We start from the raw sequence: 17749 nt of genomic DNA, 5'->3' as shown, positions 1-17749 counted from the left end.
GGGGGGCCTGCGCCTTTTGTTAAACACACCCCGGCGGGGGCCCGCGGGGGCGCCACCCGGCGGGACGAACGGACGGCGTGGGCGGCGCTACTCCTCGCCGACCGGCGAGAGGTTGTCGTAGCGCTGGTGGGCGAACGGGAGGATGTCCTCCTGGGGGAGGCGGCGCACGACGGCGCCGGTCTGGACGCTGGAGCGCTCGGCGATCTCGATGCCGACGAGCCGGCGGACCGGCAGGTCCGCGACCGGGTCGAACCGCGACTCGCGCAGGATCATCTCGCCGTCCACCCGGAACAGCGCGCGGGTCTTCTCGCGCCGCTGGACGTGCACCAGCGCCGGGTCGTCGTCGAAGCCCTTGCCGTCGGGCGCCGGCAGGAACTTCAGGTAGAAGCTGGACCGCACCCCGTCCTCGGGCGTCGGAAGCCGCTCGGCCAGCAGGCCGTTGACCTCGACGAACGTGACCCCGAGCCGGGTGACCGAGCCGGAGACCCGCGAGCCGAGGGCGAGGCCGCCGGAAAGCTCCAGACGGACGTCACCGATCTTCTTCGGCTCGCCGAACGTCTCCCGTCCGCCGATGACCGACTGCTCGGTGGTCATCGGCATGACGAGCGCGTAGTCGCCGACGATCCCGTCGTGGCCGGCACCGACGGCGAACGTGCCGGCGCCGAACGGCGGCAGGCCCCGGCCGACGTCGACCCGCGCGATCGTGACCCGTACGTGCTCCGGCGCGGACGCGGCCAGCGGTGGGGGTAAGACGGCCGCGACCAGCTCGGGATCGGTCTCGTAGATCGCGACCATCGAGATCGCCCAGGTGTCGACGGAGGTCGCCTCGACCTCGCGGTTGCGCAGCTGGTCGGGCGTGCGCGCCCCGTACCGGATGCGAGTGCTCACGATGATTCCTCCCTGCCGTAGCCGATGAGCGCTGGGCATTTCTCCGCGTCGAGGGGCACGGAGGCCGGCGCCAGCGGCGTTCCGACCTCGGCGACCGTCGGGCCGAACCGGTCGGCCAGCGGCCGCAGCGCGTCGAGGTCGAACCCGTAGGTGGTGGCGGCGTTGGTGGCGAGCATCCGCTCGACGTCGGTCGGGTCGACCCCGGCGAACGCGGCCCGCAGCGCTTCGCGCGAGTAGGGGTGGCTGCCCTCCCGGTGCGGGTAGTCGCTGCCCCACATGATCTTCTCGTAGCCGATCCGGCCGGCGGCCGGCACCTCGTGCCCGCGCAGGAAGCTCGCCCCGATGCCGACCTGCCGGGCGAAGTACTCGCTCGGCCGCAGCGACATCCGCCCGACCAGCTCCTTGCCCCAGACCGCCTCCTGCGAGCCGGCCGTGCCGGTGCCCATCCGGTCGAAGAAGTAGTCGAGGCGGGCCAGTTCCTCGGGGACCCAGGCGGTGCCCTGCTCGGTGAGCACGAGGCGCAGGCCGGGGTGGCGCTCGAAGACGCCGCCGACCAGCAGGTGGGTGAACGCCCGGTGGGCCCACCAGGTGACCTCCAGCAGCAGGATCACCTTGTCCTCGGCCCGCTCGCCGGCGGCCGGCGCGGCGGAGCCGCTGTGGTGGTTGACCGGCATGTCCAGCTCTTCGCAGACCGCCCACAGCGGCTCGTAGTACTCGGGGTCGTACAGCGCCGGCACGCCCGAGCCGGGCGGCGCTCCCGGCAGCAGCACCCCGCCGAACAGGCCGTTCTCCTTCGCCCAGCGCACCTCGCCGACGGCGGCGTCCAGGTCGTGCAGCATGACCTGGCAGATGCCGGCGCGCCGGCCGGGGGTGGCGGCGCAGAAGTCGGCCAGCCAGCGGTTGTGCGCCCGCAGCCCGGCCCAGCGGCGCTCGAGATCTCCCGTGTTCGGGGCCGGCGGCTGCTCGACGAGGGAGTTGTTCGGGTAGAACGGCGGCACCGTGTTCGGGTAGATGACCTCGGCGACGATGCCGTCGGCCTCCAGGTCCGACAGCCGGCGGGCGGAGTCCCAGTTGCGGTCGCCGAGGTCGCCCTTGAGGTCCTCGTACGGGATCTCGTAGCCGGCGGCCCAGGCGTCGAAGTCGTCGTGCCACTTCTTTTCCAGGTACGGCCGGTAGTCGAGCAGACCACCGCCGCCGTGGCAGTCCGACGAGATGACGATGTACCGGTCCTGCGGCGCCAGCGTCCCGCGCGTGCTCATTCCGCGACCCCCCACGGCAGGTCGTGGCCGGTCAGCCAGTGCCGGCCGACGGTCCTGGCCCGCTCCCACCTGGCGATGCTGGCCGCGTCGTCGGTCTGGCCGAGGCTTCCCGGCGTGACGCCGAGCCGGTCGGCGGTCGGGCGCAGCACGTCGAGGTCGAACCCGAAGACCTCGGCGGCCGCCTCGCCGAGCATGCGGCGGGTCTCGGCGACCGGCACGTCGTGGAAGGTCTTCTTCATCCATTCCCGTGACCGCGGCCAGGTGCCCTCCGGGTGCGGGAAGTCGTTGCCCCAGAGCATGTTGTCCAGGCCGATCTCGTAGCGCATCCCGATCTCGCGCCGCTTGGTGTTCGACGAGCAGATGAAGATGTTGCGGTCGAAGTACTCGCTCGGCGCCATCGTCAGGTCGCCCAGCGAGCCGAGCTTCTCCGCGCCCTTCTGGCCCAGGTAGAGCCGGTCCCAGAACCACAGCAGGTTCGCCACCCACCAGCAGCCGGCCTCGGCGACGCCGAACCGCAGCCGGGGGAACCGCTCGAACACCCCGGACCAGAGCATGAACCACATGGGCCGCGCCGGCCACCAGGTGACCTCGGTGACGTAGATGCCCAGGTGGTCGCCGTAGGACTCCTTGTCCGCCGGGCCCGAGTGGGTGAGCACCGGCATGTCCAGGTCCTGGCACAGGGCCCAGACCGGGTCGTAGCGCCGGTCGTGGTACGGCTCCTGGCGCATCCACATCGCCGGGATCATCACGGCGCGCAGGCCCGAGTCGTGGGCGCGGCGGATCTCGGCGAGCACGTCGTCGGTCGGCGCGGTGATCTGTACCAGCGCGACGCCCCGGCGCCGCTCGGGCGAGCCGGCGCACAGCTCGGCGAGCCACCGGTTGTGGGCGCGGGCACCGGCCAGGCCCAGCACCGGGTCGAGGTCTCCGGACAGGCCCAGCCCGGTGCCGAACGGCGCGCAGGTGCGGCTCTCCACGGCGTCGGCGTCCGGAAAGATGATCTCGGCGGTGATCCCGTCCGCGTCCATCTCCTTGTCCCGGCGCGCGGTCTCCCAGCCGCCCTCGAGGCCTTCGGCGTTCTCCGTGAACCACTTCTGCGCGAACTTCGCGTCGCTCGTCCCCATCCGGCGGATCTCCTCGACCGCCGCCGGCCGGCCCGCGAGGAACTCGTCGAACGCGGGGTGGAACTCCTTTTCCAGATAGTCCCGGTACAGCTCCGTGGGTAAGCCCGCGTGACTGTCGGACGAAATGACGACGTAAGGCCGGTTGTCTGCTGCGTCTGCCCTGCTCTCGGGCCTGTTCTCGGGCTCGTTGGCCATGGGACGTCCCCTCCGGCTCGGCCGGCCGCCTCGGGCGGCCCGCGACGGCTGCCCGCCGCCCGATCAGGGAACCTCTTTGCATGTCGCATGTCAATATTCGCAATATGCAAAAAGAAGTCGCTAGAGTCGACGCATGTCGTCGCGTCCCTCGCCGCAGACCGACCGGGTCGTCGCCGTCGTCGAAATGCTCGCCGGCACTCCCGGCGGCCTGGGCCAGTCGGAGATCGCCCGGCGCCTCGGCACCACGCCGGCGACCTGCTACCCGACGCTCGCCGCGCTCGAGCGCGCCGGCTGGCTGCGCCGCCACCCGACGCGGCGCACCTACGCGCTGGGCCCCGGACTGATCGCCGCCGGTCAGGCCGCGGCGGCGGGCACCGACGCGCTCGCGGCCGGGCGCAGCCGGATGGCCGACCTGCACCGCCGGCTCGCCCTGTCGGTGGTGGCCCTCGTGCCCGCCGGGGAGTTCGCCACGGTCGCGCACCTGGTCGTCGACCCGCGCGGGCGCCCGGTCACGACGCTGCGGGTCGGCGACAAGATCCCGTTCCACCCGCCGCTGGGGATCACGTTCATGGCCTGGCAGCCGGACGAGGTGATCGAGGGCTGGCTCGACCGCGGCGGCGTGCTGGTGGAGGCGGACCGCCGCGAGTACCGCGAGATCCTGCCGGCCGTCCGCGCTCGCGGCTACTCGGTCGAGCTGTCGGCCTCGCTCGACGAGCGGGTCCGCCGCCGGGTCGGCGAGGCGGCCGCCGCCAACCTGCGCGACCAGCTCCCCGGCCTGCTGCGCGACCTCGCCGCCGGCCTCGCCGGGCCGGCCGACTTCGTCGCCGGCGCACTCGCGGACGAGGTCTCCTACCGGGTCGACTCGCTGTCCGCCCCGGTCTTCGACGCGCACGGCGACGTCGCCCTCGTCGTCTCCCTGCGAGGCTTCGCCGCCCCGGCCACGGGCGGCGAGGTGGCCCGCGTCGGCGCGGCGCTCACGGCGGCCACCGACTCGATCACCGCCGACGTCTCCGGCCGCCCGCCCACCGACCGGCACGGCGGCCACGCGGCGCGCATGATCTGATCATCGCCGCGCATGCGGTGGAAACGGCTTGAATCATCGCCAGCCGGGCGCCAGGGCCCGTTTCGCGACCTGCCTGGCGTCTTGGCGACTGAGCCACAAGCCGTGGGCGAGAACCGTATGCGTGCCGCTCGGTAGGGCCGGGCGCCGGTCGGGGTGCCTGGCCGGGACCCGTGACTCCTGACACGAATGGCCTTTCCGGGCCAGGCGGCGCCGTGGACGCGTTTCGCGGCGGGTCGCGGGCGGGGCGGGTATTCGCGACATGCTTCCCGCAACATTCTTACGCGCGGCGGCGCGGAAAACGCTCGCCTAGGGTGACCGAGCAAAGGGTGAAGCGCGGACGCCACGGCGGCGCGTGCTGAACAGCGGGGGGAAGGACGCGGATGAGTATTCCTCGGCGGCAGGCAGTCAAGATCGGCGCCTATATTCTCAAGCAGCGGCTCGCGGGGCGGACGAAGTTCCCGATCACCCTGGAGCTGGAACCGCTGTTCGCCTGCAACCTGGCCTGCGTGGGCTGCGGGAAGATTCAGCACCCCGCGGACGTGCTCAAGCAGCGTATGCCGGTCGAGCAGGCGCTGGCCGCGGTCGACGAGTGCGGCGCGCCGGTGGTGTGCCTGGCCGGCGGGGAGCCGCTCATGCACCCGCAGGTCGAGCAGATCGTCGCCGGCCTGGTGCAGCGGAAGAAGTTCGTCTACCTGTGCACCAACGCCTTGCTCCTTCCCAAGAAGATCGACAAGCTGCGCCCGTCGCCGTACCTGTCGCTGGCCGTGCACATCGACGGCCTCCAGGAGCGCCACGACGAGTCGGTGGCGAAGCAGGGTGTCTTCGCCCAGGCCGTGGACGCGATCAGGGACGCCCAGCGGCGTGGTTTCCGGGTCACCACCAACACCACTTTCTTCAACACCGACACCCCGCAGACCATCATCGAGGTGCTCGACTACCTCAACAACGACCTCAAGGTCGACGGGATGATGCTCTCGCCGGCCTACGCCTACGAGAAGGCGCCGGGCCAGGACAAGTTCCTTGGCGTCGACGAGACCAGGAAACTGTTCCGCGAGGCGTTCGCTGACGGCCGGCGCAACCGGTGGCGGATCAATCACTCGCCGCTTTTCCTTGACTTTCTGGAGGGCAAGGTCGACTTCCCGTGCACGGCATGGGGCATTCCGTCGTACTCGCTGTTCGGCTGGCAGAAGCCGTGCTACCTCATGGGCGACGGCTACGCCAAGTCGTACCAGGAACTGCTGGAGACCACCGACTGGGAGAAGTACGGCCGGGGCCGCGACCCGCGCTGCGACAACTGCATGGCGCACTGCGGCTACGAGCCGACCGCGCTCACGGCCACCCTGGCGTCGCTGCGCCAGTCGATCCGCGCCGCCAGCAGCTCCGCCGCCCCGGCGCTGTTGCCGTCCCTGCTCGGCGGCGCGCGCAGGAGCGCGACGGTCGCCGTCCCGCGACAGGCGGCACCCGCGACGAGCGACGCTCCCCAGAAGATCGACGCCTAGAGAGCCCCGCCGGCCCGGGCCGTTCTGGTCAGGTCCGGGCCGGCGCCGCTCGCCCGGCCAGTCGGCTGCCATGCCGCCGACGATGCAACCTTCCGGGGCCAGGCCGCGTATCTCCAGACAGAACTGGATCGGGCCGTGGCCTCGAGACGCGGAGGGGTGAATGCGCGGCGACGTCGAGCGGGAGCGGGGCGCGGACGACCGGTGCTTACCCGTCGGCACGCCCGAGCCCACACCTGCCCGCGCGGCCGCCGCCGAGCCCGGCCAGCCAGCTGGTCTGACCGGGGCCGGACCGCCCGGGCAGGCGAACGAGGCCGACCGCGATCGCGTCAGCCACGCGGATTCTGACGGACTCGGCCAGCCATCCGGTGGTGGTCAACAGCCGGGCGCCAGGTGGTCGGAACACCGGGACGAGGACTTCGCCGCGTTCGTGCGGCGGTGTGGGACGCGGCTGACGCGGTTCGCCTACCTGCTCGTCGGGGACCTGGGACAGGCCGAGGACCTGGTCCAGACGGCGCTCGTCAAGACCTGGCTGCGCGGCGCGCACGTCACCGCCGACACCCGCGAGGCGTATGTGCGCCGGGTGATCGTGACGACCTCGGTGTCCTGGTGGCGTTCCGCGCGCTGGCGCGGCGAGCGGCCCATGGGCGTCACCGATCCGCCCGGCCCGGCCCGCCCCGCCGACCCGGCCGATCCGGCTGAGCGGGCCGACCCGACCGACGCGACGGCCGTCGTCGACGAACGGGACGCGCTGCTCGCCGCGCTGCGCCGCCTGCCGCCCCGGCAGCGCGCCGCCGTCGTCCTGCGCCACTACCTCGCGCTCACCGAGGCCGAGACCGCCGACATCCTGCGCTGCTCGGTCGGCACCGTGAAGAGCCAGACCAGCCGAGGCCTGGCGACGCTGCGCACGCTGGTGCCGCCAGCATGACCGCGCCGACCGCGCTGGTTTCGCCCATGGCAACGATCCCCGCCGCGCCAGCGTCACACGGGCGAGCCCTCATCACGGCACCCGGCCGCCGAGTCCGCGCCGCCGGAACCTGCCCCGCCGCCCGGAGGCGCCTCGCCACGGGCCACGGCGGGAGTCCGACGCGGGAACGCCCCGCCGAGCCGGGGCACACCGTCACGGAGGTCGGTCGATGATGAACGACAACCAGCTCACCGACCTGCTGCACCAGGTGGCCGACCGGGTGCCGGCCAACGCCCGGCTGGCAGACCTCGTCGCGGCCCGCGTCCGGCGCGCTCGTCAGCGGCGCCGCGCGGCGGCCGTGGCCGGGGCCGCGAGCGCCGTCGTGGCGTTCGTCGCGGCCGCCGTGCTCTTCGCGGGATCGGCGCGGGACGACACCGCGCCTCGGCCGGAGCCGGCCGCGACCGGCGTCGACGCCTGGCGGTGGCGTGACCTGCCCGCCGCGGTCCTGCCGACGGACGACGGGACGCGCCGGCTGCTCGCCGTCGGCGACGCGCTCGTCTCCCTCACCTGGGAGGGGTCGCGCTGGTCCGCGGCCGTGTCGAAGCCGGCCGGCGCGCCGTTCGGCCCGCGCGTCCCGGCCCCGGACACGCGGCGGACCCGCATGGCGGTCGCCGTCTCCGACACGACCGTCTACCTGTGGGGCGGCTCGATTCTGGGAAGCACCCACGGGGGCGCCCACGAGGCCGGCAACGATCTGGCTTTCGACACCACGACCGGAACCTGGTCGACGCTGCCGCCCGCCCCCATCCAGTCCCGCGACGGCGCGGCCGTCGTCTGGGCCGGTGGGCGGCTGGTCGTCTGGGGCGGCTGGCGCGGCGGATTTCCGCCGGTCGAGTCCCGGACGCTCATCGACGGCGCCGCCTACGACCCGGCTACCGGCACGTGGACCGTGCTGCCGACGGCGCCGGCCGCCGACGGCCTGAAGCCGTCGTATGCCGCCGCCATCGACGGCCGGGTGGTCATCCTGGTAAACCGGGAGGGCCGGAGCTCGAACTCGGCGGACCGGCGGACGCTCGTCTACGACCTGGCCGCTCGCCGGTGGATCGAGGCTCCGGGCTCGCCGCTTCCCGAACTCGGCGGGGGCACCGGCCTGGCGGCCACCTCCGCGGGGCTCGTCGTCGTCTCGGCGACGCTCGACTCGGCGTACCAGCAGCTCAACGCCGCGGCCAGGTTCGACCTCGCCACGGGCACCTGGATATCGCTGCCCGGACCTCGTCTGCGCCCCGAGACGCTGTGCCGGACCCAGATCGTGCCGCTGCGCGACGTGGCGACCGGCAGGACGGTCGCGGCCGCCGTTCCCAACTGCCCCGACCCCGAACCCCAGGTTCTGGACCCGGCCACCGACGCCTGGGTCCCCCTGGACGAGTGGGGAGCCGACAAGGTCCTCGCCGGTGTCCCCTCCTCCGACGGCGCCTACCTCACCTCGGACGCGCTCCCGGCCGGCTCACGACCCTCGGGCACCAGCCCGCGGATTCTCGCGCCCTGACCCGCACGCGCGGCGAGAGGCTTCGTTCCATGAGGTGGCAGGCAGGCCTGATCAGACCGCCCGTACCTCGACCGGCTGGGTGGTGTGCTCGGAAAGTGCGTTCATGTCGGTGGGATCGCTCGTGAGGATGACCGGATCGCGCTGGGATGCGGCGTAGGCCGCCACGACGGCATCGGTCGCGCTGATGGATCCGGCACGCCCGGTGGCGGCGCGTAGCCTGGCGCCTTCGCGCGCGAGCAACTCGTCGACCTCGCGGACCTGGCAGGCGCGCAGGAGCCTGTTCGCATGGAAGTCGCGCTGGTGGTTGCCCGTGAGAGCCTCGGTCAGGACCACCGCCGGAACCTGCGCCGGCCAAAGCCCGCGTGCACGCAGTTCCGCAAGATGGCCGCGGTGCTGTACCAGGCCTGACAGCCCTCCGGAGTCGAGAACGAGGGTCACCGGGAACGTGCCTGGAGTCGGTCAGCCCACTCGCGGGCGGCGGCCGCCTCGTCGGCGGGGATTGGCCCGAGATCGTTTTCCAGCTCCAGAAGGTATGTGTCCAGCTCGGCGAGCTTCGCCTGCCGGTCGAGCTCCTCGGCCAGCGCGACGGCGGTTACCTGCGAGATGTTCAGGCCAGCGGTTCTGGCGCGCGCGAGCAGTGCGTCGGGCACCGTGATGTTGACCCTCGCCATGCGCATACTATACACATCAACGATCATCGATGTCCCTCTCTGTCCGCTTCGACACTGTCCGCTTCGGCGCTGTCCGCTTCGGCGCTGTCCGCTTCGGCACTGTCCGCTTCGGCACTGTCCGCTTCGGCACTGTCCGCTTCGGCACTGTCCGCTTCGGCACTGTCTGAGTCAACAATACCCATGGCTGGGCCGCGCGACAAACCTGGGCAAGGCTCGTGGACCAGGTCAACGGCGGGGTCGGTGGACCTGCTCGGGCCGGACGTGCGGCGGTCGAAGGAGCCCGGGGAGCGCGGTGTTGTCGAGGGAGGGGCTCCTGAGACGACGGGCAGGTTCGTTCCGGAATCGGTCAGGTGTGGGCACGTCCCGACGACGCGCCCCGCGGCCTCGGGCGTGTCGCGGGCCCTGGCTACAGGCCCAGGTGGCGGGCGATGAGCATCTTCTGGACCTCGGAGGTGCCCTCGCCGATCTCCAGGATCTTGGAGTCGCGCCAGTGGCGGGCGACCGGGTACTCGTTCATGAAGCCGTAGCCGCCGTGGATCTGGGTGGCCTCGCGGGCGTTGGTGACCGCCGCCTCCGAGGAGAACAGCTTGGCGATCGCGGCCTCCTTCTTGAACGCCACGCCGGCGAGCATCCGCGACGCGGCGTCGTAGTAGGCGGTCCGGGCGACGTGCGTCCGCGCCTCCATCTCGGCGATCTTGAACTGGATCGCCTGGTAGGCGCCGATCGGTGAGCCGAACGCCTGTCGTTCCTTGGCGTACTTCACCGACTCGTCGACGCAGGCCTGCGCCAGGCCCACCGACAGGGCCGAGATCGCGATCCGGCCCTCGTCGAGGATCCGCAGGAAGTTCGCGTAACCCCGGCCGCGCTCGCCGAGCAGGTTCGCCTCGGGCACCCGGCAGTCGTCGAAGCTGAGCGGGTGGGTGTCGGAGGCGTGCCAGCCGACCTTCGAGTACGCCGGCTCGGCGGTGAAGCCGGGCGTGCCCGCCGGGACGATGATCGTCGAGATCTCCGGCTTGCCGCCCTCGGGGCGGCCGGTGACGGCCGTGACCGTGACGAGCCGGGTGATGTCGGTGCCCGAGTTGGTGATGAACGCCTTCGAGCCGTTGATCACCCACTCGCCGTCCTCGAGACGGGCGGTGGTCCGCGTGCCGCCCGCGTCGCTGCCCGCGCCAGGCTCGGTCAGGCCGAACGCGCCGAGCGCCTGGCCGGACGCCAGCAGCGGCAGCCACTCCTTCTTCTGCGTCTCGCTGCCGAACCGGTAGATCGGCATCGAGCCGAGGCCGACGCCGGCCTCCAGGGTGATCGCGACCGACGAGTCGGCCCGGGCCAGCTCCTCGATCGCGAGGCACAGCAGGAAGTAGTCGCCGCCCTGGCCGCCGTACTCCTCCGGGTACGGCAGGCCGAACAGCCCGAGATCGGCCATCTGGGCGACGACGGCGTAGGGGAACGTCTTCGTCTCGTCGTGGTGCGCGGCGACGGGGGCGACGACCTCGCGGGCGAACTCCTCGACGGTTGCCCGCAGCGCCTCCTGCTCGTCGGTGAGCCGGGTGTCAGGCATCGGTTGCCTCCTTCGGGGCAGCGTCGTCGGTGGCGGCGTCGTCGTCGGGTGGGGCGAGGGCCTTCACCACGCGGGACGGGCTGGGGCGCCCCAGCTGCTCGGCCATCCAGCGGCTGGTCGCGGCCAGCGCCTCGAGGTCGACGCCGGTGCGGATACCCAGGCCGTGCAACTGCCAGAGCAGGTCCTCGGTCGCCAGGTTGCCGGTCGCGGACCTGGCGTACGGGCAGCCACCGAGCCCGCCGGCCGAGGCGTCGACCGTGGTGACGCCGGCGCGCAGCGCGGCGAGCGTGTTCGCCAGCGCCTGGCCGTAGGTGTCGTGGAAGTGCACCGCGACCCGGCCGCGGGGCACGCCCGCGGCCTCGACGGCGTCGAGGACGGCGACGACCTGGCCGGGGGTGGCGACGCCGATCGTGTCGCCGAGCGACAGCTCGTCGATGCCCAACTCGGCGAGCCGGCCCGCGACCTTGCCGACCTGCTCGGGCGCGACGGCGCCCTCCCACGGGTCGCCGAAGCACATCGACAGGTAGCCGCGGACGGCGACGCCGGCGGCCCTGGCCCGCTCGACGACCGGGGCGAACATCGCCAGCGACTCGTCGACGGTCCGGTTCAGGTTCCTGCGGGCGAACGTCTCGGTGACGCTGCCGAAGACGGCGATCTCGCCGACGCCGGCGTCCAGTGCCCGGTCGAGGCCACGCTCGTTGGGCACCAGCACCGGCATCCGGACGCCGTCAGGAGCGGGGCCCAGCCTCCCCAGCAGGTCCGCCGCGTCGGCCAGCTGCGGCACCCACTTCGGGTGCACGAAGCTGGTCACCTCGACGGCGCGCAGGCCGGCGGCGAGCATCCGGCGGATGAACTCGGCCTTCACCTCGACCGGAACCGTCCGCTTCTCGTTCTGCAGGCCGTCGCGCGCGCCGACCTCGTAGATGGTGACCTCGGCCGGCAGGCCCCCCAGCTCATACGCGCCGTAGTCCGTGATGCTCATGACTCCGCTCCCGCCTCGTCCGGGGAGGCCGCCTCGACGACGGCCAGCAGGGCGTCCAGGTCGACCCGGGCGCCGACGGTGACCAGCACGTCCTTGACCAGTCCGGCGACCGGCGCGGTGACGGCGTGCTCCATCTTCATCGCCTCGACGACCGCGAGCCGCTGGCCGGCGGCGACCACGTCCCCCGCGGCGACGTCAACCGCGATGACGGTGCCGGGCATCGGGCTGCGTGCCTGGCCGTCACCGGCCGCCACGGCGGCCGCTCCCGGCTCGCGCACCCATTCGGCGAGCGGCCAGGCCGCTCCGCCCGCGCCGACCCACAGCACGCCAGGGGCGGCCCCGTCGGCGACGTGCCAGCCGCTGGTCACGCCGTCGAGCGTCACCAGCAGCCGCTCGACGCGGGGGGTGGCCGGGGCCTGCGTGACGCGGGCGACCAGGGCGGCGATCGGCGCCCGGTCCTCGATGCGCACCCAGGCTCGCGTCGGGCCATCGGGGCCGCGGGCCTCGGCGGGGGTGGCGCGCGCGTCCACCCTGGTCCGCGCGCCACCCCCCAGGTCGACCGTCCAGGACAGCCAGGCGTCCTCGCCGACCCGCCAGCCGGACGGGATGTCCCACGGGTCGACGACCTGCCCGGCCGGGGCGAGCCGCGACAGCTGGGCGAGCGCGTACACGGCGAGCGCGTCGGCGCTCGGCCCGCCCGCGCCCGGCCCGCCGGCGCTCGCGGCGCCTCCGGCGGCGTCCGCCGCCGGGTCCGTGCCGCCGGTGGTGGTCAGCTCGGCGAGGTGGCGCTCGACCAGGCCGGTGTCCAGCGCGCCAGCCCGCACGTCCGGATGGGCGAGCAGGGTGCGCAGGAAGCCGATGTTGGTGGTGACGCCGAGCAGCACGGTGTTCGCGAGCGCCGTGTCGAGGCGGCGCAGCGCGCCGGCGCGGTCCGGCGCCCAGGCGATCACCTTGGACAGCATCGGGTCGTAGTCGGAGCCGACCGTCGAGCCGACGCCGACCCCGGAGTCGACCCGCACCCCGTCCCCGGCCGGCTCGGCCAGCGCGACGATCTCGCCGCCGGTCGGCAGGAACCCGCGGCCCGGGTCCTCCGCGTAGACCCGGGCCTCGACGGCATGGCCGGTCAGGCGCACGTCGGCCTGGGCCAGGCGCAGCGGCTCGCCGGCGGCGACGCGCAGCTGCTCGGCTACCAGGTCGACGCCGGTGACCAGCTCGGTGACCGGGTGCTCGACCTGCAGCCGGGTGTTCATCTCCAGGAAGTAGAACGTCTCAGGCTCGTCGTCCGAGACGATGAACTCCACGGTGCCGGCGCCCACGTAGCCGACCGCCGCGGCGGCGGTGACGGCGGCCGCGCCGATCCGGGCGCGGGTCGCCGCGCCGTTCGGGAGCGCGGTGAGCAGCGCCGAGGGCGCCTCCTCGATGATCTTCTGGTGTCGCCGCTGGAGGCTGCACTCGCGCTCGCCGAGGTGGATGACGTTGCCGTGCGCGTCGGCGAGGACCTGCACCTCGATGTGCCGGGGGCGGTCGACGTAGCGTTCGACGAACAGCGTGTCGTCGCCGAAGGCGCCGGCGGCCTCCCGCCGGGCCGAGGCGATGGCCTCGGCCAGCTCGGCGGCCGAGCGGACCACCCGCATGCCCTTGCCGCCGCCGCCGGCGGACGGCTTGAGCAGCACGGGGAAACCGATCTCCTCGGCGGCCGCGGCGAGCGCCGCCGCGTCCATCCCCGGCTCGGCCCGGCCGGGCACGACCGGGACCCCGGCCTCGACCATCGCCCTCTTGGCGGCGATCTTGTCGCCCATCACCTCGACGGCGCGCGCCGGCGGGCCGACGAAGACGATGCCGGCGTCGGCGCAGGCCGCGGCGAAGGCGGCGTTCTCGGACAGGAAGCCGTAGCCCGGGTGGATCGCCCGCGCGCCGGTCGCCCACGCGGCGGCGAGCACCGCGGAGGTGTTCAGGTACGACTCCCGGGCGGGTGCCGGGCCGATCCGCACCGCGACGTCGGCCTCCCGCGTGTGGCGGGCGCCGGCGTCCGCGTCCGAGTAGACGGCGACCGATCGGATCCCGAGCGCGCGCAGGGTCCGGATCACCCGGACCGCGATCTCGCCCCGGTTCGCCACCAGGACCGTGTCGAACATGGCGCTACTCACCGAGCTCACCGATCCGCTCTTCCTTCCGTCCCATCCGGGCTCCGTCGCATCCGGGCTCCGTCGCATCCGGTCTCTGTCCCGTCCGGTCTCTGTCGCGTCCGGCCTTCGTCACATCCGGAAGACGCCGTAACCACGGTCGTCGAGCGGGGCGTTCGCGGCGACCGACAGCGCCAGTCCCAGGACCGTGCGGGTGTCGGCCGGGTCGAGCACGCCGTCGTCCCAGAGCCGGGCGGTCGAGTGGTACGGGCTGCCCTGAGCGTCGTACTGGTCGCGGATCGGCGCCCGGAACGTCTCCTCGTCCGCGGCGCTCCAGTCCTGCCCGCGGGCCTCGAGCTGGTCCCGGCGGATCGTGGCGAGCACGGCCGCGGCCTGGTCGCCGCCCATCACCGAGATCCGGGCGTTCGGCCACATCCACAGGAACCGGGGTGAGTATGCCCGGCCGCACATCGAGTAGTTGCCGGCGCCGAAGGAACCGCCGATCACGACGGTGAACTTCGGCACCCGCGCGCAGGCTACGGCGGTGACCATCTTCGCGCCGTGCTTGGCGATCCCGCCCGCCTCGTACTCACGGCCCACCATGAACCCGGTGATGTTCTGCAGGAACAGCAGCGGGATCGAGCGAGCGTCGCACAGTTCGATGAAGTGCGCCCCCTTGAGCGCGGACTCGCTGAACAGCACCCCGTTGTTCGCGACGATCCCGACCGGGTGGCCATGGATCCGGGCCGTGCCACAGACCAGCGTGGAGCCGTACTCCCGCTTGAACTCGGCGAACCGGCTGCCGTCGATGATCCGGGCGATCACCTCGCGGACGTCGTAGGGGATCTTCGGATCGGTCGGCACGGCGGCGTAGAGCGTCGACGGGTCGACGGCCGGCGGCTCGGTGGGGGCGACGTCCCACGGCCGGGGCGCGCGCGGGCCGAGCGATCCGACGATCTGGCGGACGATGCGCAGCGCGTCCGCGTCGTCCTCGGCCAGGTGGTCGGTGACGCCCGAGGTGCGCGCGTGCAGCAGGCCGCCGCCGAGCTCCTCCGCCGAGACGACCTCGCCGGTCGCGGCCTTCACCAGCGGCGGGCCGCCGAGGAAGATCGTGCCCTGGTCGCGCACGATCACGGCCTCGTCGCTCATCGCCGGCACGTAGGCGCCGCCGGCGGTGCACGAGCCGAGCACGGCCGCGATCTGCGGGATGTCGCGGCGCGACATCGTCGCCTGGTTGTAGAAGATCCGGCCGAAGTGCTCCCGGTCCGGGAAGACGTCGTCCTGCAGCGGCAGGAACGCCCCGCCCGAGTCGACCAGGTAGATGCACGGGAGCCGGTTGTGGAGCGCCACCTCCTGGGCCCGGAGGTGCTTCTTCACCGTCACCGGGTAGTAGGTGCCGCCCTTGACGGTGGCGTCGTTGGCGACGATCACGCACTCGCGGCCGGCGACCCGGCCGATGCCGGTGATGATGCCGGCGCCGGGCGCGTCGCCGTCGTACATCCCGTTCGCGGCGAGCGGCGAGAGCTCCAGGAACGGGCTGCCGCGGTCGAGCAGGCCGTCGACCCGGTCGCGGGGCAGCAGCTTGCCGCGCTCGACATGACGCCGCACGGCGGCCTCGGGCCCGCTGCGCGCCCCGGCCAGCCTAGCGCGCAGGTCGGCGACCAGCTCGGCATGCCGCGCCGCGTTCGCCCTGCCCTCCGTCGAGGCGGCGTCGACCCGGCTGGTGAGCACCGCCCCCGCCGCCGGCCCGAACGGATGGGACTCCCGGTTAATGGCCGCTAACATGCCCGCCAGGTTAGCGCCCGCTAACCCCAGACGCCAGTCTCCGCGCGCCGCGAGCGGCGAGATCACAGGAATGTCTTCGTCACAACGTCGGCCGCCTCGCGCCGCGCGACTCGACGCCAGCGTCGCGAACCGGCTTGACCGCCTGTTGTGTGTCCCCCGACCCGCATCCTGGCCGGATTCCCGACGTTGGCGACATGCAGCTGGCGATCAAGACCTGGTCGGTTGTGCCGGGCTGGTTCCGGTGATGGTGCCGGCCGCGCGCCGTGAGCTGGGCCGGGTGTCCGAGCCGGGTGTCCGACTGGTTGACGACGGCGCCGGGCAGGGTACCGGGGTGGTCTTGGGGGCCTACCGTTGGGGGCAATCTCGGTCCGCGAGGACCAGAGATCGACGCTGGCCGGCTTGCCGTGCTGGGCACCCGTGAGGAGAGACGGTGGGCGACGACGAACTTGTCCCTCGGACGCGGGTCTTCGGCGAGCGGAGCCTGTACGACAACCCATGGGTACGGCTTGTGCAGGTCGATGTTGAGCCGCCCGACGGACGGCGGTTCTGGCATCATGTCGTGCGCCTACAGACGGTCGCGATGGCCATCGTGCTCGACGGAGCAGGGCGGGTGCTTCTGCTTCGCCGGCATCGCTTCGCCACAGGTGAGGTTGGTTGGGAGGCCCCGGGCGGAATCGTCAGGCCTGGCGAGACGGCGGAGGCCGCGGCAGCACGGGAGACGCTGGAGGAGACTGGCTGGCGGCCCCACGAGCCAGCGCGGCGAATCGCGGCCTTCCAACCGATGCCGGGGATGGTCGACACCCCGCACGAGGTCTTTCTCTTCCAGGGTGCCGAGCGGGTCGGCGAGCCGACCGACCGTGAGGAAGCCGCGATCGTCGGCTGGCTGCCTCTCGGAGAGGTTCCGGAGCTCGTGCGCCGCGGCGAGGTGCTGGGATCAGGATCCCTGGTGGGCCTCTTGGCCGTGCTCGCGGGCATGGTGTCCGAGTCGTAGCCCGAGGTTCCTGATCCGCCGTAGCTGCCGCGCGGAACCGGCGCGCCCGGCGAGGTCGCGCGCCGTGCCGAGCACACGCAGGGCCTCATCCACATGACCAGCCGCGACAAGGGAATGTGCAAGGTCCACATTGAGCTGTGCTCCGGCGCGCAGGTGCCCAGGATCCATGCCAACCAGTGCGTAGTGGAGACTGCTGATCGCGTCCTCGTCTCCGAGACGGGCGAGTGCCGCTCCCCGCCACCTGGCGAGGTCGAAGCGATCGAGCACGACATACGGGGCATCGGCGTCGTGGTCGCCTGCTTGAAAGAGCGCCTCGGCGCTGTCGAAGTAGCTCATGCTCGCTGCCATGTCGCCCGTGACCGCGGCGATCTCGCCGGCCACGGCGTACAACCCAGAGGGCCCTGCTCACCCGGTTCGCGGAGTTCTGGCGGAATAACCACGAGATCCTCGTCGCGCCGCAGCCCTACCGGGAGGCCGCACCGCACCTGGTACTGATGGCCTACCTTGACCGGGCCGTGAATGGCGACGGCCAGGTCGATCGGGACTATGGCGTCGGCCGCGGCCGGATCGACCTGCTCCTGCGCTGGGGCTACCAGGGCCCGGACGGTGCACGGGCCGTCCAGCGCGAGGCCCTCGAGCTCAAGACCCACCGCCCGGGCGACACCGACCCCACCCGCGAAGGACTGGACCAGCTCGACGGCTACCTCGACCGTCTCAGCCTTCCCACCGGCTATCTCGTGATCTTCGATCAGCGCCCCGGCGCCGCCCACCCCACCAGCGACGAGGCGTTCGCCGCCGTGACCAGCCCCACGGGTCGTGCTGTCACCCTCTTGCGTTGCTGATGTCGATGAAGGCGCGTTGATGGCCCTGCCGTAGCCGACGGTGATGGCGACGGAGGCCCACGGCGACGGTCGGACGTGCTCGTCGCGATCGAGGCGGACGAGACGATCACGACTTCCGCGATAACCGGCCGATCGCCCAGGGCGACCCGGCGCAATTTGATTCGTTCTGACCAGAATGCCGGTAGCGGAGAAGAAAGGTGCCGGATCGCTCGAAGGAACTATTCCACGCTGGCAACGGAGGCGTAGCAAGGCCGTCGGGCGGTGTGTCCCGTTGGCTCGCGCAACCACATTCGACCTTCGCCCGCAGCCGGCACGACGGATC

16 protein-coding genes are annotated in these 17749 nt (G+C 72.7%); 6 read left to right on the top strand and 10 right to left on the bottom strand.

Annotation, left to right across the window (positions count from 1 at the left end; translation table 11 throughout):
- Positions 1-87: 87 nt before the first annotated feature.
- From I6A81_RS05325 to I6A81_RS05315, 3 genes are read right to left on the bottom strand one after another with little or no spacing between them, the layout of a single operon-like run.
- Positions 88-888, bottom strand: a complete 801-nt coding sequence (locus tag I6A81_RS05325) for an acetoacetate decarboxylase family protein (RefSeq protein ID WP_203001855.1) — start codon at positions 886-888, stop codon at positions 88-90.
- Positions 885-2147, bottom strand: coding sequence for an amidohydrolase family protein (locus I6A81_RS05320; RefSeq protein WP_203001856.1), 1263 nt, complete (start codon positions 2145-2147; stop codon positions 885-887). Before I6A81_RS05320 ends, I6A81_RS05325 begins: the two co-directional genes overlap by 4 nt.
- The gene (locus tag I6A81_RS05315; RefSeq protein WP_203001857.1) at positions 2144-3463 is read right to left on the bottom strand and encodes an amidohydrolase family protein; all 1320 of its coding nucleotides are present in this window, start codon (positions 3461-3463) and stop codon (positions 2144-2146) included. Before I6A81_RS05315 ends, I6A81_RS05320 begins: the two co-directional genes overlap by 4 nt.
- Before the next feature lie 133 nt (positions 3464-3596).
- On the opposite strand from I6A81_RS05315, the gene I6A81_RS05310 reads away from it, so the two are divergent.
- The 4 genes from I6A81_RS05310 (at position 3597) to I6A81_RS05295 (ending at position 8475) form a co-directional block, all read left to right on the top strand.
- On the top strand, positions 3597-4526 hold the full coding sequence (locus I6A81_RS05310; RefSeq protein WP_203001858.1) for an IclR family transcriptional regulator: 930 nt from the start codon (positions 3597-3599) through the stop codon (positions 4524-4526).
- A 380-nt stretch (positions 4527-4906) separates the two neighbouring features.
- On the top strand, positions 4907-6025 hold the full coding sequence (hpnH, locus tag I6A81_RS05305) for an adenosyl-hopene transferase HpnH (protein WP_203001859.1): 1119 nt from the start codon (positions 4907-4909) through the stop codon (positions 6023-6025).
- 160 nt (positions 6026-6185) lie between these two features.
- Positions 6186-6950, top strand: a complete 765-nt coding sequence (locus I6A81_RS05300) for a SigE family RNA polymerase sigma factor (RefSeq protein ID WP_203001860.1) — start codon at positions 6186-6188, stop codon at positions 6948-6950.
- A 208-nt stretch (positions 6951-7158) separates the two neighbouring features.
- Positions 7159-8475, top strand: coding sequence for a Kelch repeat-containing protein (locus tag I6A81_RS05295; protein WP_203001861.1), 1317 nt, complete (start codon positions 7159-7161; stop codon positions 8473-8475).
- Positions 8476-8526: 51 nt separating this feature from the next.
- Here I6A81_RS05295 and I6A81_RS05290 read toward each other — a convergent pair whose 3' ends face one another.
- The 6 genes from I6A81_RS05290 to I6A81_RS05260 all read right to left on the bottom strand — a co-directional run bounded on the left by I6A81_RS05290 (position 8527) and on the right by I6A81_RS05260 (position 15594).
- The gene (locus tag I6A81_RS05290) at positions 8527-8913 is read right to left on the bottom strand and encodes a PIN domain-containing protein (protein ID WP_203001862.1); all 387 of its coding nucleotides are present in this window, start codon (positions 8911-8913) and stop codon (positions 8527-8529) included.
- Positions 8910-9146, bottom strand: a complete 237-nt coding sequence (locus I6A81_RS05285; protein ID WP_238428646.1) for a type II toxin-antitoxin system CcdA family antitoxin — start codon at positions 9144-9146, stop codon at positions 8910-8912. Before I6A81_RS05285 ends, I6A81_RS05290 begins: the two co-directional genes overlap by 4 nt.
- A 406-nt stretch (positions 9147-9552) precedes the next feature.
- Positions 9553-10704, bottom strand: a complete 1152-nt coding sequence (locus tag I6A81_RS05275; protein WP_203001865.1) for an acyl-CoA dehydrogenase family protein — start codon at positions 10702-10704, stop codon at positions 9553-9555.
- Positions 10697-11686: a hydroxymethylglutaryl-CoA lyase gene (locus I6A81_RS05270; RefSeq protein ID WP_203001866.1), complete on the bottom strand. Its 990-nt coding sequence runs from the start codon at positions 11684-11686 to the stop codon at positions 10697-10699. The genes I6A81_RS05275 and I6A81_RS05270 overlap by 8 nt, the downstream gene beginning before the upstream one ends.
- Positions 11683-13821, bottom strand: coding sequence for an acetyl/propionyl/methylcrotonyl-CoA carboxylase subunit alpha (locus I6A81_RS05265; RefSeq protein ID WP_203001898.1), 2139 nt, complete (start codon positions 13819-13821; stop codon positions 11683-11685). Before I6A81_RS05265 ends, I6A81_RS05270 begins: the two co-directional genes overlap by 4 nt.
- Positions 13822-13941: 120 nt before the next feature.
- Positions 13942-15594 (bottom strand): carboxyl transferase domain-containing protein, encoded by a 1653-nt coding sequence (locus I6A81_RS05260; protein WP_203001867.1) that lies wholly within the window; start codon positions 15592-15594, stop codon positions 13942-13944.
- A 430-nt stretch (positions 15595-16024) separates the two neighbouring features.
- Between I6A81_RS05260 and I6A81_RS05255 the strand changes: the two genes are divergently transcribed.
- Positions 16025-16585, top strand: coding sequence for an NUDIX domain-containing protein (locus I6A81_RS05255; protein ID WP_203001868.1), 561 nt, complete (start codon positions 16025-16027; stop codon positions 16583-16585).
- On the opposite strand, the gene I6A81_RS05250 is transcribed toward I6A81_RS05255, so the two are convergent.
- Positions 16529-16966, bottom strand: coding sequence for a hypothetical protein (locus I6A81_RS05250; RefSeq protein WP_203001869.1), 438 nt, complete (start codon positions 16964-16966; stop codon positions 16529-16531). The genes I6A81_RS05255 and I6A81_RS05250 overlap by 57 nt on opposite strands.
- A gap of 113 nt (positions 16967-17079) precedes the next feature.
- On the opposite strand from I6A81_RS05250, the gene I6A81_RS05245 reads away from it, so the two are divergent.
- Positions 17080-17427, top strand: a complete 348-nt coding sequence (locus I6A81_RS05245; RefSeq protein ID WP_203001870.1) for a hypothetical protein — start codon at positions 17080-17082, stop codon at positions 17425-17427.
- Positions 17428-17749 lie beyond the last annotated feature (322 nt).

It is taken from the genome of Frankia nepalensis (assembly GCF_016786325.1).
Lineage (GTDB): Bacteria > Actinomycetota > Actinomycetes > Frankiales > Frankiaceae > Pseudofrankia > Pseudofrankia nepalensis.
Note: the sequence above shows the minus strand (reverse complement) of the source record. Positions and strands in the feature narration are given on the sequence as shown.